This is a genomic window from Pseudomonas sp. GL_103, from assembly GCF_057835175.1.
Map to the genome: position 1 here is coordinate 2516065 of NZ_CM174420.1, position 22010 is coordinate 2538074.

The 22010-nt window shown below is 61.4% G+C and carries 19 protein-coding genes and 1 tRNA gene; 8 read left to right on the plus strand and 12 right to left on the minus strand.

The genetic code is table 11. The features are described from left to right. Window positions 1–21: 21 nt before the first annotated feature. The 4 genes from phnX to psrA all read right to left on the minus strand — a co-directional run bounded on the left by phnX (window position 22) and on the right by psrA (window position 4380). The gene (gene phnX / locus AC3IP0_RS11595) at window positions 22–849 is read right to left on the minus strand and encodes a phosphonoacetaldehyde hydrolase (RefSeq protein ID WP_223512857.1); all 828 of its coding nucleotides are present in this window, start codon (window positions 847–849) and stop codon (window positions 22–24) included. Window positions 850–935: 86 nt separating this feature from the next. Continuing rightward, complete coding sequence (locus AC3IP0_RS11600; protein ID WP_349736190.1) at window positions 936–1808, minus strand: LysR substrate-binding domain-containing protein; 873 nt, start codon at window positions 1806–1808, stop codon at window positions 936–938. A 54-nt stretch (window positions 1809–1862) separates the two neighbouring features. Then, on the minus strand, window positions 1863–3158 hold the full coding sequence (locus AC3IP0_RS11605) for an MFS transporter (protein WP_489327465.1): 1296 nt from the start codon (window positions 3156–3158) through the stop codon (window positions 1863–1865). A 130-nt stretch (window positions 3159–3288) separates the two neighbouring features. Next, window positions 3289–4380, minus strand: a complete 1092-nt coding sequence (psrA, locus tag AC3IP0_RS11610) for an iron-containing alcohol dehydrogenase PsrA (protein WP_489319333.1) — start codon at window positions 4378–4380, stop codon at window positions 3289–3291. Between the two features lie 259 nt (window positions 4381–4639). Between psrA and AC3IP0_RS11615 the strand changes: the two genes are divergently transcribed. The 3 genes from AC3IP0_RS11615 to AC3IP0_RS11625 all read left to right on the plus strand — a co-directional run bounded on the left by AC3IP0_RS11615 (window position 4640) and on the right by AC3IP0_RS11625 (window position 7991). Continuing rightward, entirely contained in the window at window positions 4640–5263 is a 624-nt protein-coding gene (locus tag AC3IP0_RS11615) for an NIPSNAP family protein (RefSeq protein WP_489319334.1), read from the plus strand. Window positions 5264–5480: 217 nt separating this feature from the next. Next, on the plus strand, window positions 5481–5861 hold the full coding sequence (locus tag AC3IP0_RS11620; RefSeq protein WP_008021538.1) for a RidA family protein: 381 nt from the start codon (window positions 5481–5483) through the stop codon (window positions 5859–5861). 141 nt (window positions 5862–6002) lie between these two features. Further along, complete coding sequence (locus tag AC3IP0_RS11625; protein WP_489319335.1) at window positions 6003–7991, plus strand: peptidase U32 family protein; 1989 nt, start codon at window positions 6003–6005, stop codon at window positions 7989–7991. Window positions 7992–8096: 105 nt separating this feature from the next. Here AC3IP0_RS11625 and AC3IP0_RS11630 read toward each other — a convergent pair whose 3' ends face one another. Then, window positions 8097–8525, minus strand: a complete 429-nt coding sequence (locus AC3IP0_RS11630; RefSeq protein ID WP_489319761.1) for a hypothetical protein — start codon at window positions 8523–8525, stop codon at window positions 8097–8099. A 321-nt stretch (window positions 8526–8846) separates the two neighbouring features. Between AC3IP0_RS11630 and AC3IP0_RS11635 the strand changes: the two genes are divergently transcribed. After that, a tRNA-Gln gene (locus AC3IP0_RS11635) sits at window positions 8847–8921 on the plus strand. Between the two features lie 100 nt (window positions 8922–9021). Here the strand turns inward: AC3IP0_RS11635 and AC3IP0_RS11640 are convergent. Beyond that, window positions 9022–9684 carry a glutathione S-transferase family protein gene (locus AC3IP0_RS11640; protein ID WP_489319336.1) on the minus strand — a complete coding sequence of 221 codons (663 nt, stop codon included), beginning with the start codon at window positions 9682–9684 and terminating at the stop codon, window positions 9022–9024. A 157-nt stretch (window positions 9685–9841) separates the two neighbouring features. Between AC3IP0_RS11640 and AC3IP0_RS11645 the strand changes: the two genes are divergently transcribed. Both AC3IP0_RS11645 and AC3IP0_RS11650 read left to right on the plus strand, forming a co-directional pair. After that, window positions 9842–10774 carry a GlxA family transcriptional regulator gene (locus AC3IP0_RS11645; protein WP_489327466.1) on the plus strand — a complete coding sequence of 311 codons (933 nt, stop codon included), beginning with the start codon at window positions 9842–9844 and terminating at the stop codon, window positions 10772–10774. Between the two features lie 101 nt (window positions 10775–10875). After that, complete coding sequence (locus AC3IP0_RS11650) at window positions 10876–11850, plus strand: nitrilase-related carbon-nitrogen hydrolase (protein WP_489327467.1); 975 nt, start codon at window positions 10876–10878, stop codon at window positions 11848–11850. 68 nt (window positions 11851–11918) lie between these two features. Here the strand turns inward: AC3IP0_RS11650 and AC3IP0_RS11655 are convergent, their stop codons facing one another. Beyond that, window positions 11919–12425 carry an HvfX family Cu-binding RiPP maturation protein gene (locus AC3IP0_RS11655; protein WP_489327468.1) on the minus strand — a complete coding sequence of 169 codons (507 nt, stop codon included), beginning with the start codon at window positions 12423–12425 and terminating at the stop codon, window positions 11919–11921. Window positions 12426–12827: 402 nt separating this feature from the next. Here AC3IP0_RS11655 and AC3IP0_RS11660 point away from each other — a divergent pair, with 402 nt between their 5' ends. Then, window positions 12828–14330, plus strand: coding sequence for an aldehyde dehydrogenase family protein (locus AC3IP0_RS11660; RefSeq protein WP_489327470.1), 1503 nt, complete (start codon window positions 12828–12830; stop codon window positions 14328–14330). Between the two features lie 114 nt (window positions 14331–14444). Here the strand turns inward: AC3IP0_RS11660 and AC3IP0_RS11665 are convergent, their stop codons facing one another. The 3 genes from AC3IP0_RS11665 to AC3IP0_RS11675 all read right to left on the minus strand — a co-directional run bounded on the left by AC3IP0_RS11665 (window position 14445) and on the right by AC3IP0_RS11675 (window position 17819). Continuing rightward, window positions 14445–14774, minus strand: a complete 330-nt coding sequence (locus tag AC3IP0_RS11665; protein ID WP_032829393.1) for a hypothetical protein — start codon at window positions 14772–14774, stop codon at window positions 14445–14447. A 522-nt stretch (window positions 14775–15296) separates the two neighbouring features. Further along, the gene (locus tag AC3IP0_RS11670; RefSeq protein WP_489319341.1) at window positions 15297–15800 is read right to left on the minus strand and encodes a GNAT family N-acetyltransferase; all 504 of its coding nucleotides are present in this window, start codon (window positions 15798–15800) and stop codon (window positions 15297–15299) included. Window positions 15801–15872: 72 nt separating this feature from the next. Continuing rightward, window positions 15873–17819, minus strand: a complete 1947-nt coding sequence (locus AC3IP0_RS11675) for a DNA topoisomerase III (protein ID WP_489319342.1) — start codon at window positions 17817–17819, stop codon at window positions 15873–15875. 257 nt (window positions 17820–18076) lie between these two features. Between AC3IP0_RS11675 and AC3IP0_RS11680 the strand changes: the two genes are divergently transcribed. Then, the gene (locus tag AC3IP0_RS11680) at window positions 18077–18445 is read left to right on the plus strand and encodes a DUF427 domain-containing protein (protein WP_057715236.1); all 369 of its coding nucleotides are present in this window, start codon (window positions 18077–18079) and stop codon (window positions 18443–18445) included. A gap of 54 nt (window positions 18446–18499) precedes the next feature. On the opposite strand, the gene AC3IP0_RS11685 is transcribed toward AC3IP0_RS11680, so the two are convergent. Both AC3IP0_RS11685 and AC3IP0_RS11690 read right to left on the minus strand, forming a co-directional pair. After that, the gene (locus tag AC3IP0_RS11685) at window positions 18500–20122 is read right to left on the minus strand and encodes an MFS transporter (protein ID WP_489319343.1); all 1623 of its coding nucleotides are present in this window, start codon (window positions 20120–20122) and stop codon (window positions 18500–18502) included. Between the two features lie 135 nt (window positions 20123–20257). Next, a complete protein-coding gene (locus tag AC3IP0_RS11690; RefSeq protein ID WP_489327472.1) occupies window positions 20258–21925 on the minus strand; it encodes a GMC family oxidoreductase in 1668 nt (555 codons plus the stop codon). Window positions 21926–22010: the final 85 nt, after the last annotated feature.

The following is a 22010-nucleotide window of genomic DNA, read 5'->3' on the forward strand; positions in this document are numbered from 1 at the left end:
CCGCTTGACGCATGAATCAGTTCAGGACCCTTGCGGTGTTTCACCTCGCGCCAGTCGGGCATTGATGTCTTCGATGACCGCCGGCAGATCGACGATGGTGTCGATCAGGTAGTGCGGGCGCGAGCCTTCGAACATCTTGACGATGCGGGCCCGCTCACTGTCCAGCCTGTCGGAGGGCAGGGCCTTGTATTGTTCGTAGGTCAAGCCCAGGGCATTACCGGAGCAGGTCAGCGCCACCGTCCACATCCCGGCGGCCCGGCCTTCGAGGATGCCGGGCCAGGTGTCGTCGACCTTGACGCAAGCGGCGACGTCGCTGATCCCCAGGGCAATCACGTTGGCCAAGGCCTGGGCCGGGTAGGGGCGGCCGTTCGGCACCTCGTCGGTGGCCACCACATGGTCGGCCACGTAGCCATTGTGTCGCGCCAGCTCGACCACTTTTTCCATGACCACGGCCGGGTAACCGGAGCAGGAACCGATTTTCAGGCCCTTGTCGCGCAAGGCATCGATGGTGTTCAGCGCGCCGGGAATCAGGGCCGAGTGCAGGGCGATTTTCTCGATCTGCAGCGGCATGAACCGCTCGTACAGTGCGGTGACATCGTCATCGCTCGGCAGGCGGTCAAACACCGCACGGTAGCGTTCGGCGATCTGTGGTTGATTGCACAGGGTGCGGATGTGATCCCACTTGCCCATGCCCATCGGGCCCCGCGCTTCTTCCAGCGAAACGGCGACGCCGAATTCGGCGAAGGCTTCGACGAAAATCTGCGTGGGGGCGAAGGAGCCGAAATCGACAACGGTGCCGGCCCAGTCCAGGACCACGGCTTGCAGTTGGGTCGGTTGTTGGTAGTTCATGGTATTTCTCCATTTTTTGTTGTGGGCAGGCCGTCCCTCCTGTTGCCAGGAAGTAGGCCTATGGATTGCTCAAGGGTGAGACGAAATCAGGTGGCCGGTGTCGGGCTCGAGTCGAACAGCTCCGCGATCATTGGCCGGTTTCGGCGAATGCCCAGGCAGCACAGGTGGTAGTCGATGGAAAACGGGTGATTGACGAAGGTGATCGGTTTGGTGCCGGGGGTTTCTGCGTACTCGACCGCCGAGACGAAACCGATGCCGATACCCTTGGCGATGGCATGCACGATGGCCTCGCGGCTGTTCAACTGCATGACGCAGTTCAGCGCGACGCCCAGGTGCTTGCAGCTTTCCTCCACCAGTTGACGAGTACGGGAGCTTTTTTCCCGCAGCACCCATTTCTCTTCGCTGATCTGCTCGACGTGTACTTCTTTCTGCCGGGCCCATGGATGGTCGTCACGCACCACGGCAATGATCGGGTAGCGCCGGTAAAGCTGCGTGTCAAAACGCTGGTCGAATTCGGACAGGGCCAGGATCGCCACATCGATATCGAAGTTGAACAGGCGATCCAGAGTCTCTTTTTCCGGGGAGAACGAGGTTTCCAGTTCGATGTCCGGGTGCCGTTGCATCAGTTCGTAGGTCAGGTTCATGGCAATCGGCGGCGACACCGCGCCGAGGCGCAGCATGCCGGTCTTGCGTTGCTTGAAACTTTGCAGCAATTGCACGGCTTCATCCTCCTGGCCGAACAGGCCCTGGGTGATCGCGTAGAGCTGGTGCCCAGCGGCACTCATTTCGATAAAGCGGCCGCGGCGGTGGAACAGTTCCACGGAAAACTTCTTCTCCAGGGCATTGACCTGCTCACTGACCGTGGGCTGGCCGACGCTCAAATACTCGGCGGCGAGGGTGAAGCTGCCGGTCTTGGCCACCGCATGAAATGAACGTAGCCACTTGTGGTACTGGTACATAGACGATCCTGTTCCCGAGCCGCTGCCATTGATTCAATCTGTCCAGCCGGGCCATCAACGCCTGATGAACAGCGCCACTGACGCGCTGCAGAGACAGGCAGCGGTGACCACGATGAAGATCAGCGAGGTGTTGCCGGTACTGTCGAGCATACTGCCGATCAGCGGTTCCGCCAGGCCGGCGAACAGGTAGGACGAGAAGTTCATCACCCCGGTCGCGGTGCCGGCGCGCTTGGCGCCCACCAGGTCCGGGCACAACGCCCAGAAGCTGGAAGCGGGGCCGTACACGAAGAAACCGCAGAGGAACAAGGCCACAAGGCCGGTTGCGCTGTGGGGGGCGAGGGTCCACATCCACATACTGGTCGCCGCGCCGAGGAACATGTAGAGCATGATCGCCAGGTACCGTTTGGAGCCGAACAGCTTGTCCGAGATCCAGCCGTTGCTCAGCGCACCGATGGCCATGCCGACGGGAAGGGCCACGGTGATCCATTTCGGATCGATCATGCTGTCGCCGGTCTTCCAGTTGGCACCCAGGAAGTGCACCGGCACCCAGACGATCAAACCGTAGCGGGCGGCGTTCTGGAAACCCAGGGACACGGCGGCGATGATCAGGCGAAAGTTTTTCAGAACAGCCTTGTAACGCTGCGCGGAAGTTTCGACTTCGCCCTGGGCCACTTCATGACTTTTGTCCTCGGCGTTGGCCACACCGGTGTCGGCAGGCGGTTCGAAACCCAGGTCTTGCGGACGCTCGCGGGCCACCAGGTAGAAGATGATGCCGCCCGCCAGCATGAGCAACACGGGCAAGCGGAAGATCCAGCGCCACTCCAGATGCATCACTTCCAGCACGACGATCGAGGTCACGTAAGACAGGACAGAGGCGCAGCCGGCCGCGAACACATAGAAGCCGTAGACCTTGCCGCGTTCGCCCGCGCTCCACCAGTTGGAGATCAGCCGACTGCCCGGTGCCCAGCCCAGTGCCTGGAAGTAGCCATTGATGCCCCAAGGCAAAATCAACGCGGCAAAGTTACTGGCGAAGCTCGTCACCCAGTTGGCGCCGCACGACAGTACCGCGCCCATGGTCATGATGCGTCGGCCACCGAATTTGTCGGCGAGGTTGCCGTTGATGGCCTGGCCAATGGCGTAGGCCCAGAGCATGGCGGCCGATACCCAGCCAAGGTGCTCTTTGGTAAAGCCGAATTCGGCCTGGATACCCGGGATGGCGAAACCGAAGGTCTGCCGTCCGGTGTAGAAAAACAGATAGCAAAACATGGCTGCCAGCAGCATGCGCCACTGGGCGACGCGAAACGATGCGGTGTGTACGGCGAGACCTGGCATGGTTTGGGCACGATTCATGATCTTTTCCTTATTCTTGTTCGTTCCCTGCGAGTTGCATCGCAGGGTGCACTCTTTTTCAGGTGCAGCAGGAAATCGTCGCGGCTCGTTACGCCGCTGGCAGTGTAGTGTCTTTGGGGGCTGGCGAGCCCTAGGCCGCTCGTGAGCCGATGAAGTTCTTGCCGCGTGCGCCCTGCAGGGCGAAATCGATCATGGTTTGGGCCTCTTCGGCCGTCACGCCGTAGTCGGCGAACTCGGTTTTCACCTCCAGGCTGTGCAGGAAGGCACGCAAACGGGCCTGGGCTTTATCCAGGTCTGGCCCGAAAACCCGTTGCAGGGTCTTGTCCCGCGTTGCGTCGTGGCCCCAGGCAAGGCCCAGAACCAGTGGCAGGGTGAAGGAGCAGGCAATGCCGTGGGGCAGGCCGTAGCGCAAGGTCATCTCATAGGAAATGGAGTGGGCCAGTGCGGTCTTGGTGTTGGAGAACGCCATGCCGGCCTTGAGTGCGGCGAGGGCCATTCGTGAGCGCAGTTCCTGGCTGGACAGGTCACGCCGCAGCATGGGCAGGCATTCGAGGATGTCCTCGATGGCAGAGATGGCGAAGGTGTCGGAAAGCGGATTGGCGTTGATGTTCCAGATCGACTCCAGTGCGTGGGACAGTGCATCCAGCCCGGTGGAAACGGTGACGCTGGCCGGCACCGTGAGCATCAATTGCGGATCGATGATCGCGACGCGCGGCCAGGTGCAGTCCAGATGCAGCGAGTACTTCTTGTGGTTGGCAGCATCCCAGATCGTCGCCCAGGGCGTGACCTCACTGCCGGTGCCTGCCGTGGTCGGGGCCGCGATCAGCTGTTTACTGCGAACCGGAACGAAGGGTTTACCGCTTGCCAGCAAGGCCAGCAGTTCATCGAAGCGGCCTGACTCGGTGCCGACAATCAGCGCCTTTGCCGTGTCGATCGCACTGCCGCCACCGACGGCAATCACCGCATGGCATTCGCCGGCCTCTTGCCAGAAACGTTCATAGGTCGCGCGAAGTTGCGCGACATCGGGATTGGGCTGGACATCTTCGATCACGTAGACCAGGCGGTCGCCCAGCAGCGCTTGAAGGCGATCCACCAGCCCCAGGCCACGGGCTTCGGGAAAGGTCACGACGGCAACGTTCTGGTGTTCGGTGATGGCGGCAAGCTCTTGCAGGCTGCCCCAGCCGAAGCGGGTATCCACTGGATTGTGAAATCGGGCGGTCATGGCGGGTCCTTGGTTTTTGTTGTTGGAAGTGACGCCATGCTCGCGGTCCACGGACCACTGCACAAATCGATAATTCGCAGGTTTGAATCGGCTGGGCCGATAATGGCCGGTAGCTGATGCTTCGCTTTTTCAATCCCAATAAAGAAACTACCTAGAACACTGCGGCAAATGCCGTTGCCGATGGGGTTCGTCTCAATATCCCGCTGGCGGGGGCTGCCCTAGGCTGTGTGCTTTTGGCAAACCGGTGGGCGGAGTCGCTATGCGTTTATTTGAACTGATCACTTTTACCGTGCGGGTGCGCACAGTGACTGATGCGCTGGTACGCATCGAGGCAGAGTTGGCGAAGCCGGAAGTCGGCGGGGTGTTGATGGGCTGCTGGGCCTCGGAAATCGGTCAGTTGAACCAGATCGCCGTGCTGCGCGGCTACGCCGACGAACACCTGAGGCAAGCGGAGCGCGAGCGTTTCCTGTTGGGGGGTGGGGCGTTTGGCATCAACGAGTTGATCACCGATCTGCGCATCGAAAACTACACGCTGTTTCCCTTCCTCGAACCCTTGAGCGCGGGGCCGCACGGTCCATTCTACGAACTGCGCGTCTACGACCTGGTCAGCAGCGGGTTGCAGCCCACCCTCGACGGCTGGAGCAAAGCCATCGAAGCGCGAACCGCTGAATCGTATTCGCCGGTTTACGCGGCGTTCTACGCCACCGACGGCGCACTGCCACGCTATCTGCACATCTGGCCGTGGACCACCCTGGAGCAGCGCCTGCAAGTGCGCACCCAGACGGTCGCCGACGGCGTCTGGCCGCCGGAAAACTCCGGCCCGCAACTGCGCGACATGCGCTCGACGATCTACCTGCCCGCGACGTTCTCGCCCTTGCAATGACCCGGGTGTGGCTCGATCGGGGGCCTCAGAAACGATCCAGCCGGTACGAGGCCGTCGCTGGCAGTTCAAGGCATCGACCGGTTTCACTCCGCGTCAGTACCGCCAGGCCACCGGTCACGAGCAGCCGTCCGGCCTGGATTAGCGACGGACCGCCAATGGCCCTGTAAACTGTCCGCGCAAAGGCGCCAGCCTCACCCCTTCAAGCAAGAGAGTCCTCATGGCAAACCACGACCTGACCTTTACCCCCGATCCCGATGCGGATTCGATTTCCTCCGACGTCGTCGGTTTCGGCGGCGTGCTGGTCTCCACCCAGATCCCCACCCGCGCCGACGGCAGCCTGGAGCTGGGCGACATCACCCTGCAAAGCGAATGCACCCTGCAAGCGCTGAAGGTCGCGCTGGAGCGCGCCGGCAGTTCCATGGACCGCGTGATGCACCTGACCATCTACCTCACCGACATGGCCGACCGCGCCGCGTTCAACGAAGTCTACAAGCGCTACTTCGCCAAGCCATGGCCGGTGCGTGCCGCTGTCGGGGTTGCCTCGTTGGCGGTGGAAGGCATGCGCGTGGAAGTGACCGCGATGGCGGCCAAGGCCTGACTGGAGCGACACACAAAACCCTGTGGGAGCGAGGCAGGCCGGGCCTGCCCGAAACGCCACCCGGCAGCATTCGGGTGCCGGTCAGGCGTTTCGCCGCTACAATGCACGCCTCGACCGTGACAGCCTGACTAAAAAAATATTATGTCCCTGCCCAAACATCACCTGGAATTGCTCAGCCCTGCCCGCGATGTCGCCATCGCCCGCGAGGCCATCCTGCATGGCGCCGATGCCATCTACATCGGCGGCCCGAGCTTCGGCGCCCGCCACAACGCCTGCAACGAAGTGAGCGATATCGCCGAACTGGTGGAATTCGCCCGTCGCTACCACGCCCGGGTGTTCACCACCATCAATACCATCCTGCACGACAACGAACTGGAGCCGGCCCGCAAGCTGATCCACCAGTTGTACGACGCCGGCGTCGATGCGCTGATCGTCCAGGACCTGGGGGTGATGGAGCTGGACATTCCGCCGATCGAACTGCACGCCAGTACCCAGACCGACATCCGCACCCTGGAGCGGGCGAAGTTCCTCGATCAGGCCGGTTTCTCGCAATTGGTGCTGGCCCGCGAGCTGAATCTCCAGGAGATCCGCGCCATCGCCGACGAAACCGACGCGGCCATCGAGTTCTTTATCCATGGCGCGTTGTGCGTGGCGTTTTCCGGTCAGTGCAACATTTCCCACGCGCAAACCGGGCGCAGCGCCAACCGTGGCGACTGCTCCCAGGCCTGCCGTCTGCCGTACACCCTCAAGGACGAAAAGGGTGGGGTAATCGCCTACGAAAAGCACCTGCTGTCGATGAAGGACAACAACCAGAGCGCCAACATCCGCGCCCTGGTCGAGGCCGGCGTGCGTTCGTTCAAGATCGAGGGCCGCTACAAGGACATGGGCTATGTGAAAAACATCACCGCCTACTACCGCCAGCGCCTCGACGCCGTGCTCGAAGACCGCCCGGACCTGGCCCGCGCCTCCAGCGGCCGTACCGCGCACTTCTTCCTGCCCGACCCGGAAAAAACCTTCCACCGTGGCAGCACCGATTACTTCGTCACTGACCGCAAGATCGATATCGGCGCCTTTGACTCGCCGACCTTCACCGGTCTGCCGGTGGGTGTGGTCGAGAAAGTCGCCAAGCGTGACATGCAGGTCGTGACGCACGAACCGCTGTCAAACGGCGACGGCCTCAACGTGCTGGTCAAGCGTGAAGTGGTGGGTTTCCGCGCCAACATCGCCGAACCCAAAGGCGAGTTCGAGGAGGACGGCGAGAAGCGTTATCGCTATCGCGTCGAGCCCAACGAGATGCCGGAGGGGATGTACAAGCTACGCCCCAACCATCCGCTGAATCGCAATCTCGATCACAACTGGCAACAGGCGCTGCAAAAGACCTCCGCCGAGCGTCGCATCGCCCTGAACTGGGTCGCTCGCCTGCGTGAAGAGCAGCTGGAACTGACCGCTACCAGCGAAGAAGGCATCAGCGCCAGCGTCACCCTGGCTGGCCCCTTCGGTGCCGCCAACAAGCCGGAGCAGGCGCTGGAGCAATTGCAGGATCTGCTCGGCCAACTGGGTACCACGCAGTACCACGCCATCGACATCAAGCTGGACGCGCCGCAGGCGTACTTCATCCCGAACTCGCAGCTCAAGGCCTTGCGCCGTGAAGTGATTGAAGCCTTGACCGAAGCGCGGATCGCCGCCCACCCGCGTGGCAGCCGCAAGGCCGAGACCACGCCGCCGCCGGTGTACCCGGACTCGCACCTGTCGTTCCTGGCCAACGTCTACAACCAGAAGGCCCGGGACTTTTATCATCGCCATGGCGTCAAGCTGATCGACGCGGCCTACGAGGCCCACGAGGAAACCGGCGAGGTGCCGGTGATGATCACCAAGCACTGCCTGCGTTTCTCCTTCAACCTGTGCCCGAAACAGGCCAAGGGCGTGACTGGCGTGCGCACCAAGGTCGCACCGATGCAATTGATCCACGGCGATGAAGTGCTGACGCTGAAGTTCGACTGCAAGCCTTGTGAAATGCACATCATCGGCAAGATGAAGGGCCACATCCTCAACCTGCCGCAACCGGGCAGCGTGGTCGGTCACATCAGCCCCGAAGACCTGCTCAAGACCATCCCGCGCGCGCCGCACTGAGTGACCGGTGAGTGCGCCGCAACGGCGCGCTCACCTGTTCCAGCTTGAAACCTGCTTTTGCTGAAGTCTGGACGCTGGCGATAAACCTGGAGCCGGCGGTCGACACTATCCGCAGGTGTCGGCGACGGCCTTTTCAGCGCGTTTGAATTCCTGTTTGACGTCAGTGGGGATGCGTTGCTTTTTCAGTTCCTGACCGAGGAAGGGTTGTTCGCCTCGGGACTGGACCTCTGCGTCCTCGGCGGTTATCTGCGCTTCGATGGCAGCGGCGTGCTTGTCGATGACGGCATCGACCTCGGCTTCATTTTTGGCCGTATCGAGCGCTAAAACCAACTGGCCGGCCTCGGCTTTTTCGGCTTCGGCATAGGCTTCGACCGTCAACCCGGAGGCCAGGGCTCGCGCCTGGGTTTCCAAGCCATTCAGGCGTTCCCGGGCGGCCTTGCAGACCGCTTCCTGTCGCTGGTTCTGGATGTGTTCCCAGGTGTTCAACCCATAAATCGCGGTCCCGAGTACCAGAAGGGTTGCAGCGGCCCCCATTAATTTGCCTTTCACTTTTGGCGCCCTCAAATGGCAAGGGAAGGGTGTTGCATAAACGATTCCCGATTCAATTCGAGTAAAGAAAAGCGTAGCAGAGCTGTTCGGGCTGAATGTGCGCCGATAACTCCCCGAGATCCGGCTCAACACTAAGCGCCTGTTTTAACGAACAATTTTTTTTGTTGGGGCTTCCCAGGCGAGGAAAAAGTTGGTAAATTTGCGCCCACTCTTGCAGCGGCCCTCAGGGAGCCCGTCACGCAAGCAGGCAACAGGTCCTGTTGCCACTCAAGAAAGCGAGTGCCAGGCACTCATCGCAACAGATACAGGGGCGTCGCCAAGCGGTAAGGCAGCAGGTTTTGATCCTGCCATGCGTTGGTTCGAATCCAGCCGCCCCTGCCATTTTTTATTCCTGCCTAATCAGATAACACTCGACCGACGGTAATTATTCGTCGATTCGTTGTTTTTTTGCCTTCCGTTCCCCCCCGTCGCACTGGTACCGCTACCGAAAGCGCTCCGGGATGGCCTCGGCAAACGGATACAAGGAAAAATACGGCCTTGCCTCGTCGATCACCCGTTTGACCGAGGGTCTTTGGGTCAGCCTGTCGAAATAAGCACTCAAGTGGCGATGATCGTCGGGAAAGGGTACGAGGGTGCTCGCGTAGAACAGCGCCGGCGCGGCGGCGCAATCGGCCATGCTGAAGGCGGGGCTGGCTGCCCAGGTGTTTGCGGCCAGCTGACGTTCAAGCATGCCGTACGCCGTCATCAGTGCGGCGCGTTCGCGGGTCAGGTCGCCTTTTGCGGCATTGATTCGGTCAGCGACGATCTTCTGCATCGGCACCTGGACGTGCAGGTCGAAAAAGCGATCCCACAGGCGCACCTCCAGCGCGTTTTCCCAATCGTCCGGAATCAGGCGTGCCTGGCGGGGATGAAGCCGGTCCAGGTACTCAATGATCACACTCGACTCCGGCACATCCTTTTGCCGGGCGTGATCGCGCAGCACCGGAAACTTGCCGATTGGCCACAGCGCCTGAAGCTCGGCCCGGTCAGCCTCGTTGCCCAGGTCTATGATCCTTTTTTCAAACTCGATTTCCAGTTCATAGAACGCGATCAGCGCTTTGTGGCAGAACGACGAGAGCGGATGGAAATAAAGAGTCAGCGGCATCCTTCAATTCCTCGGTGAGATGAAAACCAGTTGATTATCCGTCGCCATCCGCCAATGCGCGAGGTGCTCCAGCCTGATGTCCGGCGCCTGCTGTTCGGGTTAGAGTACAAGTCTCTGGCCTGAACTTCAGGTATGCCACGTTTAGGGTCAAATCGCCATGCACCAGATCGGACTCATTGTTTACCCCGGTTTCCAGGTTCTGGGCCTGGCCATGTGTGCCGCCTTCGAGTTTGCCAACAGCGCCGGTGACGAGCCGTTGTACCGCATCGCCTTGCTGTCCGAGCCGGGTGGCCTGGTGCAAACGTCCGCCGGTTTTGCTGTGCAGACCGAAGCGTTCGACCAGCGCGGGTTCGATACGCTGCTGGTGATGGGCGACAACCTGATCCGCCCGACCACGCCGGGCATGCTGGAGTTTCTGCGCCGCGCCAGTCTCGGCACCCGGCGTCTGGGCTCGATTTGCACGGGGGCGAATGCGTTGGCGGAGGCCGGTTTGCTCGACGGTCGGCGGGCGACCACCCATTGGGCGCATGTGCCGGCCTTTCGCAAGGCGTACCCGAACGTGAAGGTCGAGGAAGACCGGATCTTCATCAACGATGGCCACCTGTGGACGGCTGCCGGCATGAGCGCGTGCGTGGACCTGGCTTTGGCGCTGGTGGAGAACGATCTGGGCGTCGACATTGCACGCAAGGTAGCGCGGCAATTGGTGGTGTACCACCGGCGTTCCGGCGGGCAGTCGCAGTTTTCGGTGATGCTGGAACTGGCCCCCAAGACCGATCGCATACAGGCCGCGCTGAACTACGCCAAGCAGAATCTCAAGTCGGCGTTGTCGGTCGAGGAACTGGCCAGCGCGGCCAATCTCAGCCCTCGGCAATTCAGCCGGGTGTTTCATGCCGAAACCGGCCAGTCTCCGGCCAAGGCCATCGAAAGCCTGCGGGTCGAGTCGGCCCGGTTGATGATGGAAACCGGACGGCACTCCATCGATGTGGTGGCGACGGACACCGGCTTTGGTGATCGGGAGCGTATGCGCCGTGCGTTTATTCGGGCGTTCGGGCAGCCGCCACAGGTGATTCAGCGTGCCAGTCGGGGCTGAATCATGATGTCTTTAAAGGTGGTGTATATGACATTCAGGACTTTATATTATTGTCGTAATCTGGATCTCGTTGAAACGTATCCCTCAATGAGATCACCGCCATGACCCTCGTCAAAGCCGCCGCCGTACAAATCAGTCCTGTTCTTTACAGCCGTGAAGGCACCGTCGACAAAGTGGTGCAGAAGATTCTCGAACTCGGTGAACAGGGTGTGCAATTCGCCGTGTTCCCGGAAACCCTGGTGCCGTACTACCCGTACTTTTCCTACGTACAGTCGCCGTTCGAAATGGCCGCCGAACACCTCAAGCTGCTGGATCAGGCGGTCACCGTGCCTTCGGACGCCACCGATGCCATCGGCGCTGCGGCCAGGCAAACGGGGATGGTCGTGTCCATCGGCGTCAACGAGCGCGATGGCGGCACGCTGTACAACACGCAGTTGCTGTTCGATGCCGACGGCTCGCTGATCCAGTATCGCCGCAAGATTTCCCCGACCTACCACGAGCGCATGATCTGGGGCATGGGCGACGGCTCCGGTCTGCGGGCCATCGACAGCGCGGTAGGGCGCATCGGGCAACTGGCCTGCTGGGAGCACTTCAACCCGCTGGCCCGTTATGCCTTGATGGCCGATGGCGAACAGATCCATGCGGCGATGTACCCGGGGTCGTTTGCCGGTCCCCTGTTCGCCGCGCAAATGGAAGTCAGCATTCGCCAGCATGCCCTGGAGGCCGCGTGTTTTGTGGTCAACTCGACGGCGTGGCTGTACCCCGAACAACAGGCGCAGATCATGGCCGACACCGGTTGCGCCATCGGCCCGATTTCCGGCGGTTGCTATACCGCGATCATCAGCCCGGATGGCACGGTCCTGGGTTCGTTGCAGGAAGGTGAGGGCGAGGTGATTGTTGATCTCGACATGAGCCTGATCGACAAGCGCAAACGCATGATGGATTCCCGCGGCCACTACAGCCGCCCGGAACTGCTGAGCCTGCTGATCGACCGCACCCCGCAATCCCATGTGCATGAACGCAGCGCGCATCCGAAGCTGGCCGAACAGACCGGGCTGGAAGAAGTGATGGGTTAGTTCCGGGCAAACAAAAAGGGGACTTCATGGAAGTCCCCTTTTTGTTTGTCCGCCTTGCAGCTTTCGTTTCAGCGACGCCAGATGAAACGAGCCAGCAGCGCATCGATGCTGAACTTGCCGGCTCCCGACAGCAGCAGCGGGGTGAGGGCCACAAGGTAGATCAAGGGCAGCTTGAAGTTGCCGTAACCCTTGTTGCTGATGGCATAGCCTTGGGCGAGTTCGCTGAGACTGTGCCAGTCGGCGGGCCAATGGACGGCGGCGGTTGCGACGAGGGTCACCACCATCAGGCTCAGCGCCGAAAAACGTGTGCCCAGGCCCACCAGCAAGGCCAAGGCGAAGATCAGTTCGGCCCACATCGACAGTTCCCAGTTCAGCGTCGCTGGAAGGCGGTCGAACGGAAACGGGAAGCGTGCCTGGATATCGGCGAACCAATTCTCGCCGTTGAATTTTTCCAGGCCGGACTCGAGGAATTCCCAGGCGAGGAACACCCGCAGCGCCAAGGGGGCAACCCAGCCGCCGGCACGGTCGAGGTTCAGGTGCAGGCCTTTGACGGCCGAAGAAATGGAGGTGCTCATGGACGTTGCTCTCTTTCAGGTCAGGGCGGCGGGGCAACGGCATGCCCCGTGAGTTGAGCGCTTTGATCGGCGTGGCCAATCGACAGGCGTATTTCATCAACGGGGTGTATCTGCGGTGTGTCGTTGTGGCGGGGTTTTGAGTGCGGGGTGTGTCTGGGGCGGGGCTGTATACATTGAGATACGTAACCATGGTTTTTTTCATCCAATGCACAACCAGGGTGGGAGCGGGCTTGCTCCGGGCGGCGTTCCGACGAATACGGTGTGTCAGGCACCATCAACGTGGCTGAAGTACCGTATTCGCGAGCAAGCCCGCTCCCACAGGGGATCACCGGTGCGAAGCGTGACGCTCCAGGGAAATTGCTATACATTTTCCGGCCGCCCACAGCATGGTGATACTGCTTCATGTCTCTCGCGCTCGAACGTCTAGTCGCTGGCACGCCAATCCCTTTCGCCGGTAATCGTGTCACTGTCGTCAGCCCCGAACTGGCGCAACGCTTCCAGCCCGGTGACCACCTGCTGGTGGAGCAGGTCAGTGGCGAGTTGCTGCTGATCCCCGTGGCGGACCAGCAAGCGGCCAACGTTGCGATCGAGCGCGCCCAGGCGGCGTTTACCGCGCTGTCGGCGGTGTCTGACCAGGCGGTCAGCGCCTTCTTCGACCTGTTTGCCCAGCGCCTGGAAACCGCGGAATGCTGGGCCTTGATCGAAGCCGCCAACCTCGCCGACATCGAACGGGCCAAGGCGCGCGGTCGCTCGACCACCCGGTTGCTGGCCGATGAGCGCATGCGTCGCGACATGATCGCCGGCCTGCGCGCCTGGCGTGATGCGGCGGCCAGCCGTGGCAAGGTGATCAGTAGCGTCGAGCACGATGGCTGGAAGGTCGAGCAAGTGGTCTCGCCGCTGGGCATCGTCGCGTTCGTCTTCGAAGGCCGGCCGAATGTGTTTGCCGACGCGGCCGGTGTATTGCGCACCGGCAACACCGCCGTGCTGCGCATCGGCAGTGATGCGTTGGGCACCGCCCAGGCGATCGTCACCCATGCACTGAACCCTGCATTGAGCGATGCCGGCTTGCCGGCCGGTGCGGTGTCGCTGGTGGAAAGTGTCAACCACGCCGCCGGTTGGGCGATGTTCGCTGACCGGCGCCTGTCATTGGCGGTGGCCCGTGGTTCGGGTCGCGCCGTCAGCCAGTTGGGCAGCATCGCGCAGCAGGCCGGCACGGCGGTCAGCCTGCACGGTACCGGTGGCGCGTGGCTGATCGCCAACGCCGATGCCGACGCCCCACGCTTTGCCGCCGTGGTGCGCAACTCCCTGGACCGCAAGGTCTGCAACACCCTGAACGTCTGCCTGATTCACCGCGACCGCGCCGCTGAACTGGTGCCGCTGTTCCTCGACGCACTCAAGCAGGCCGGCACCGCACGGGGGCAGGGCTGCAAGCTGCACATCGTCGAAGGCAGCGAGTCGCACCTGCCGCAAGACTGGCTGGCTGCAACGGTCCAGGTGTACCGCGCCGAAGGCTATCAGAGCGAGGCGCAGGCCGAGCCGTTGCCGGAAGACCAATTGGGCCGTGAGTGGGAGTGGGAAGAAACCCCGGAAGTCAGCCTGAAGATCGTCGACGACCTGGACGATGCCATTGCCTTGTTCAATCGCTACAGCCCGCAATTCACGGTGTCGCTGATCAGTGAAAGTGCCGAGGCTCAGGAGCGTTTCTACAGCGCGGTCAACGCGCCTTTTGTCGGTAATGGCATCACCCGTTGGGTCGACGGCCAGTACGCGCTGAACAAGCCGGAGCTGGGGCTTTCGAACTGGGAGAGCGGGCGCCTGTTTGCTCGCAGTGCGATTCTCTCCGGCGATGGCGTGTTCACCATTCGTAGCCGCATGACCCAGGTTGATCTGGGCGTCAAGCGCTGAACCTTGTGGGAGCAGGCTCGCTCCCACATCTGGTTTTCGTTCCAGCATAAAAAAGGCCTGCTCCTTATCGGGAGCAGGCCTTGTTTATCAATAAGTCAGTAATGACTCATTCAATTAGTAGAACCGGTCAATCACCCGAACTTCGTTCTGGTTCTGCATCGAGGCCCAAGCCTGCTTCAGGGTTTGCAGAACATTACCGATGAAGTCCTTGTCGGCGGCGGCTTTCTTGCCGACATAGCCCTGGCCGCGACGGTACATCTTCAGTCGGGCCAGCAGGTTCTGGTTGTTCTGGTCGAACTCTGCTTCATGGGCGTGCGGCGACAGGCAGTCGATATGAACCTGGCCACACTTGCTGATCCAGAGAATATGGTTGTCGTGGCTGTCTTTCTTTGCAGCGAAGATACGAGCCAGTTCATCGATAGTTGGTTGATTGTTCAGATTCATCATAAAGCCCCTTGACCAATTGGTGATCTTTCAAAGTTGGTTCGCTAATACAGGTAGCCCATCGGTTAGTTGATCCCTGGCACCGAAACCAGGACGTCAGCGTTCGACCGCCTTATCGGGCGGGGTCCTGCGTCTGTTGCATGTAGTTGTGTTGAATAACTGCTACGCAATAGCGTCACAACGAAGAGAAGCGGCGAAAACCTTAAGGCCACTGCCGACGTTTTCAGGGTCGGCCACAAGCTTCATGAGGATTGCTCGCCAAGTCTTCTCGCCCTTGTACTGGACGTTCAGGCCAGGTCAGCTTCTTCAATCTGCCTTGTGGGCAGCGTGTATCCGGGAAAAACAGCTCGGCGGTCAGACGAGCTTGCTCAAACGTGTTGCCTGTACTCCCGATCGGGGAGACGTCTGCATCATGCAAGGGCAAATCGGAGGCGTCAACGGTTTTGTAGTGAATATTTTCAGTCACTACATATTGTCGGACAAAGCTGTTGGGAATTAGCGCGGGGGGCGAGGTCGTGTCGGTCAGGACGACAAAGGCGGACACTCAAAGCGGTAAAAAGTGCAGGAATGACCGTCTACCAGCTGTTGATGCAAGGTGAACCCGTCAACGCCGAGCCCCGGCATCACGGCGGCCCAGAACAAGCGTGCTGACTGGTTCGCCTCTATGTGGAAAATCTGCCATTGACCGGGGAATTGACTCAAGAGGGTGGAAACGACAAATCGCGCGACACCCCGGCCACGGAAGCGTCGACTGACAAACAGATAGCCGATGTTGTAGTCGGCACCGGGTAGATGGACCTGGTTATCCACGGTCACGAAGCCGGCCAGTTCACCGTCGACCTTGATCAGGAATGGTCGGGTGGCCGGGTTTCGCCAGTAGTCGGGCATGGGAAGGATGTTGAACACACCGTATTCACCCAGTTTCAGCGGCAACCATTCACTGAAGTCGTAGGTGTAGAACTGCATCAGGTTCTCGATGGTTTCCAGTTCATCGCGTTGGGCGGCGTGCAGTTCTATCGAAGGCATACGGGTTGGCTCCAGTTACGCCGGGGCAGGTACACCCTTCATTATGGTTGGCCACAAGGTTCGGTGTCGGGTTCAGGTTTTGCTTGCCGGTTTTGCCCTGCGCTTGGTGCCGCTCGCTGCTTTGCGCGGGGCGGCTTTACGTTTTTTCTTCCAGGGGGCTGCGGCGGAGCCACCGGGCGGTGGGCCGCTGATGGTCAGGCTCAGCCCGGCACAGCGACTGACCTGCTTGCTCATCCAGGCGGCCTGTTTGGTGACGAACTCTTCCAGGCTCATTTCCCCGCTTTGCACCATGTCCAGGGCCTGTTCCCAGATCGCTGTGGTGCCCGGATCGGCGATGGCTCGCGGCACGGCGTCGATCAGGCTGAACGCGGCCGGCGTCGCGGCCAGGGCCTTGCCGGTCTTGACCAGGTACCCACGGTCGAGCAGGCCCTGGATGATCGACGCACGGGTCGCTTCGGTGCCGATGCCGGTGGTGTCCTTGAGTTTTTGCTTGAGCAGCGGGTCTTCCACCAGTTTGGCGACATTCTTCATGGCCTTGATCAGGTCGCCTTCCGTGAACGGCTTTGGCGGTTGCGTCCAGAGGTCCTTGAAGTGCACGCCGGCCACTGCGCAGTCGATGCCTTCGGCCAGTTTGGGCAGTGTCTGCGGTGCCGGGGCTTCGCGCCCCTTGGCCGGAGCCAGTGCTTCGGGCAGGGCGCGTTTCCAGCCCGACTCGATGATCTGCTTGCCGACAGCGCGCAGGGCCTCGCCAGCACAGTCGAAGTCGGCCTGGGTGCGATCGTATTCGTGATTGGGCAGGAACTGCGCCAGATATCGGGCGCGGATCAGGGTGTAGACCGCACGCTGTTTGCCCGCCAGGCGTTCGAGGTTCTTCGCCGCCGCCGTGGGGATGATGCCGTGGTGCGCGCTGACCTTGGCATCGTTCCAGGCCCGTGAGCGCCGTTGCGGATCAAGGTGATCGTGCAAGGTGTTCAACGCCGGATCGGCCTGGCGCAACGCCGCCAGAATGGCCGGTGCCTCGCTGTGCTGGCTGAGGGGCAAGTAGCCGCAATCACTGCGTGGATAGGTGATGACTTTGTGGGTTTCGTACAGCGCCTGGGCGATGTCGAGGGTTTCCTGGGCGCCGAGGCCGAGCTTCTTCGAGCAGACCTCCTGCAGGGTGCCCAGGTCGAACGGCAGCGGGGCCACTTCGCGCATCCGTTCGGTGCGCAGCTTGATCACCCGCGCACTGGCCGCGCCGCTCATGGCGGCCGCCGCTTGTTGCGCCAGCGCCTGATTCAGACAGCGGTCCTGATCGTCGCAAAGCTCCGATGCTGCGCGCCATTGCGCGGTGAACGCGGTGCCGTTGTGCAGCAGTTGCACGTCGATGGCCCAATAGGGGACGGGCACAAAGTCGGCGATGCTGCGATCGCGATCCACCACCAGGCGCAAGGTCGGCGTTTGCACCCGGCCGACCGGTAACACGCCTTGATAGCCAGACTGGCGCCCCAGCAAGGTGAACAGCCGACTCATGTTCATGCCGATCAGCCAGTCGGCCCGGGAACGCCCCAGGGCCGAGTGATAGAGGCTGAAGGTCTCGTTCCCCGGTTTTAGGGCCGCGAGGGCCTTGCGGATGGACGCATCGTCCAGCGCCGACAGCCAGAGGCGGCGGATCGGCCCGCGATAGCGGCAATGCTCCACCAGTTCCCGGGCAATCATTTCGCCCTCGCGGTCGGCGTCCGTGGCAATGATCAGTTCGGACGCTTCACCGAGCAGGCGCTTGACTGCCTTGTACTGGCTGGCGGTACGCGGCTTGACGGTCATTTTCCATTTTTCGGGAATGATCGGCAGGTCCGCCAGCACCCAACGCTTGTAGCGCGCGTCGTAGGCATCCGGCGGTGCGGTTTCCAGCAGGTGGCCGATGCACCAGGTCACCGTGACGTCCGTTCCCAGCCAGCAGCCATCGCCCCGGCGCCGGGCGCCGAGGACTGCCGCAATGTCTTTGGCCTGGGAAGGTTTTTCACAGAGGTACAGCCGCATAACCACCATCGTCGATCAATATGCCAAGGGTGCACAGAATGGCGCTTGATGGACGATGGAGCAATCTTTATCTGTATGGATGTACAGCTTGGTGTGTCGCTCCCGTTCGGCTGCGAAGCAGTCGCGAGGGTAAAACTTGGGTTATACCTGATAAATCGTGGTTTCAGCTTTTTTGGGGCTGCTGCGCAGCCCATCGCGGGCAAGCCACGCTCCCACATCGATTTGCAGGTCCATCACCGTCATGAGGAACGTTTTCCATGAAAAGCTCCGGTCCTAGCCCTGTCATCACCATCGCCGAGCAGCCTGGCTGTCTGCTGGTGAAATTTCACGGTATTCAAGTGGCCGCCTCGGCGCGAGCCCTGGTGTTGCTGGAGGCCAACTACCCGCCGGTGTACTACGTGCCGCGAGAGGACATCGACGAGAAGTATTTCGCCCGCACCGACCACACCAGCTATTGCCCGTACAAGGGCGATGCCAGCTATTTCAGCCTGCAGGTGCCGGGGCATGAAAGCGCCAACGCGGTGTGGAGTTACGAAGATCCCAAGGTGTCGGTGGAGCAAATCCGTGGATACCTGGCGTTCTACCCGGATCAGGTGAAGTTCGAGTTGCTTGATGCCGAGGTTTGATCGGAATTGATCGCCGCGACGAGGGAGCCAACTCCCTCGTCGCCATGCATTACCTCAGTTCTTGTCGAGATCCACGTTGCGCGTCTCACGCAGGCAAATCATCCCCACCACCAGGCTCACCCCGGTGATCACCACCGGGTACCACAGCCCGTAGAAGATGTCCCCGGTGTACACCACCAACGCGAACGACACGGTCGGCAGGAAACCGCCGAACCAGCCGTTGCCGATGTGGTAGGGCAGGGACATCGAGGTGTAGCGGATGCGGGTCGGGAACAGTTCGACCATCAACGCCGCCAGCGGGCCGTAGCACATCGCGGAGATGATGATCAGCGCGACGATCAGCGCCACGATCATCGGCTTGTTGATCTGCTGCATGTCCGCCTGTTGCGGGTAACCGGCGAGGGTCACGGCACCGCGCAGGGCGGCTTCGTCGAAACCATCGATCTTCACGTCACCGACGCTGACCTGCACGTCACTGCCGGCCGGGGCCGCTGCGCTCTGGTAGGGCAGGCCCTGCTTGACCAGGAAGGTCTTGACCTTGTCGCACGGGCTGTCGAATTTCGCCTTGCCCACCGGGTCGAACTGGAAGGTGCAGGTGGCCGGGTCGGCCATCACGGTGATCGGTGCCTGGCGGCTGGCCTGGTCGATGGCCGGGTTGGCGTAGTGGGCCAGGGTCTTGAAGATCGGGAAGTACAGCGCGGTGGCCAGCAGCAGGCCGATCATCAGCACCGGTTTACGCCCGACCTTGTCCGACAGCCAGCCGAAGAAAATGAAGAACGGCGCACCGATGGTCACGCTGACAATCAGCAGACCGTTGGCCACCGCCGGGTCCATTTTCAGGAACTGGGTGAGGAAGAACAGCACATAGAATTGCGCGGCGTAGAAGGTCACCGCTTGTCCGGCATTGATGCTGAACAGCGCGATCAACACCACCTTGAGGTTTTCCCATTTGCCGAAGGAGTCGCGAATTGGCTGTTTGCACAGCTTGCCTTCTTCTTTCATTTTCACGAAAGCCGGCGACTCGTGCAGGCTCATACGAATCCAGGTCGAGATGCCCAGCAGCACGATGGAAAACAGGAACGGAATACGCCAGCCCCAGACTTCGAACTGATCGCCGGTGAAGTAGCGGCAGCCCAGCACCACCAGCAGCGACAGCAGCAGGCCCAGGGTCGCGGTGGATTGAATCCAGCTGGTGTGGAAGCCACGCTTGCCGATGGGCGCGTGCTCGGCGACATAGGTCGCGGCGCCGCCGTATTCACCGCCCAGGGCCAGGCCCTGGAGCATGCGCAGCACCACGAGGATGATCGGCGCGGCGATGCCGATGCTGGCGTAGGTCGGCAGCAACCCGACGCAGAACGTCGCCAGGCCCATGAGGACGATGGTGGCGAGGAAGGTGTACTTGCGCCCGATCATGTCCCCCAGCCGCCCGAACACCAGCGCGCCGAACGGCCGGACGATGAAGCCGGCGGCGAAGGCCATCAGCGCAAAGATAAACGCCGTGGTGTCGTTGACCCCGGCGAAGAACTGCTTGCTGATCACCGCCGCGAGGGCGCCATAGAGGAAAAAGTCATACCACTCGAAGACCGTCCCGAGGGACGAGGCGAAGATGACTTTCTGGGTTTCCTGGCTGGTGCCCGCGCTGCGCACGGCTTCCAGGGTTTGAACGTTCTCTGACATACCGGTATCCCTCACAGTGATTGTTTTTGTTGTTCCACTGGTGCTGCGTGTTCCATTTCAGGGGTAATGCTCAGTGTCCGTGAATCTAATGAAGTTCCTGTGGGAGCGGGCTTGCTCGCGAAAGCGGTGGATCATTCACATTGATGTTGAATGACACGACGTCTTCGCGAGCAAGCCCGCTCCCACAGGGTTGGTGTTTACAGATGGGGCCAGGATCATCTGCGCAGCCTTCTCGGCAATCATCAACGTCGGCGAGCAGGTGTTGCCCGAAGTGATGCGCGGCATGATCGAGGCGTCGGCAATGCGCAGGCCGGGGATGCCATGGACCTTGAGTTGTGCATCGACCACGGCGTCGGCGTCATTGCCCATGCGGCAGGTGCCCACCGGATGGAAAATCGTGGTGCCGATCCGCGCGGCGGCTTCGTGCAGTTGTTCTTCGCTTTGCAGGCTGTCGCCGGGCAGGTATTCCACCGGATTGAAGGCGCGCAGGGCCGGGGCGGCCACGATGCGGCGGGTCAGGCGAATGGCGTCGGCGGCGACCCGCAGGTCCTCCGGATGGCTCAGGTAATTGGGTTGGATCAGCGGGGCTTCTTGCGGATCGGCCGAGCGAATTTCCACCCGGCCACGGCTTTGCGGACGCAGATCGCAGACTGATGCGGTGAACGCCGGGAACGCATGCAGTGGTTCGCCAAAGCGCTCCAGCGACAGCGGCTGCACATGGTATTCGAGGTTGGCTGACGTCTGCTCCGGCCCCGAGCGGGCAAAGGCGCCCAACTGGCTCGGCGCCATGGACAGCGGGCCGCTGCGGTCATACAGGTAGCGCAGGCCCATGCCCATCTTGCCCCACAGGCTGCCGGCAATCTGGTTCAGGGTGCGGGCATTTTCCAGCTTGTAGATCAGCCGCAGTTGCAGATGATCCTGCAGGTTGCCACCGACGCCGGGTAGCTCATGGGCGACGCCAATGCCCAGCCGCTCCAGCAGCGGACGCGGGCCGATACCGGAGCGTTGCAGGATGCTGGGCGAACCGACCGAGCCGGCGCACAGGACGATCTCTTTGCGTGCCTTGAAGGTTTTCGCCTGGCCTTGCCAGCGGGCACTGACCGCTGAGGCGCGGCCATTGTCCAGCAGCACGCGGTCGACTTCGACACCGGTCAGCACGGTGAGATTGGGACGCTGGCGCACCGGTTTGAGAAAGGCCTTGGACGCGTTCCAGCGGATGCCGGCCTTCTGATTGACCTGGAAATAGCCGCAACCTTCGTTGTCGCCTTGGTTGAAGTCATCGATGCTGGCGATGCCGCTTTGTTCGGCGGCACTGCGGAACGCATCGAGAATCGGCCATGACAGGCGCTGGCGTTCGACCCGCCATTCGCCCGCGGCGCCGTGGAATTCGGCGGCGCCGGCAAAGTGGTTTTCACTCTGCTTGAACAGCGGCAACACGTCTTGCCAGCTCCAGCCAGGGTTGCCGTCGGCGGCCCAGCGGTCGTAGTCGCCGGCCTGGCCGCGCATGTAGATCATGCCGTTGATCGAGGAGCAGCCGCCCAGCACCTTGCCGCGCGGATAGCTCAGGGCGCGGCCTTGCAGACCCGGTTGCGCTTCGGTCTTGAAGCACCAGTCGGTGCGCGGGTTGCCGATGCAGAACAGGTAGCCCACAGGGATGTGAATCCACGCATAGTTGTCGCGGCCGCCGGCTTCGAGCAGCAACACGCGATGCTGCGCATTGGCCGACAGTCGATTGGCCAGCAGACATCCGGCGGGCCCGGCCCCGACCACGATGTAATCGTATTCATCTAGGGAAGCCTGCATCCCTGACCTCGTGTTGTTGTTCTTGTTGTCTGTCATCCTAGTTGTTAGCTTTCGTCAAAAGAATGTTAGTTTTTGCGCAGCCGCT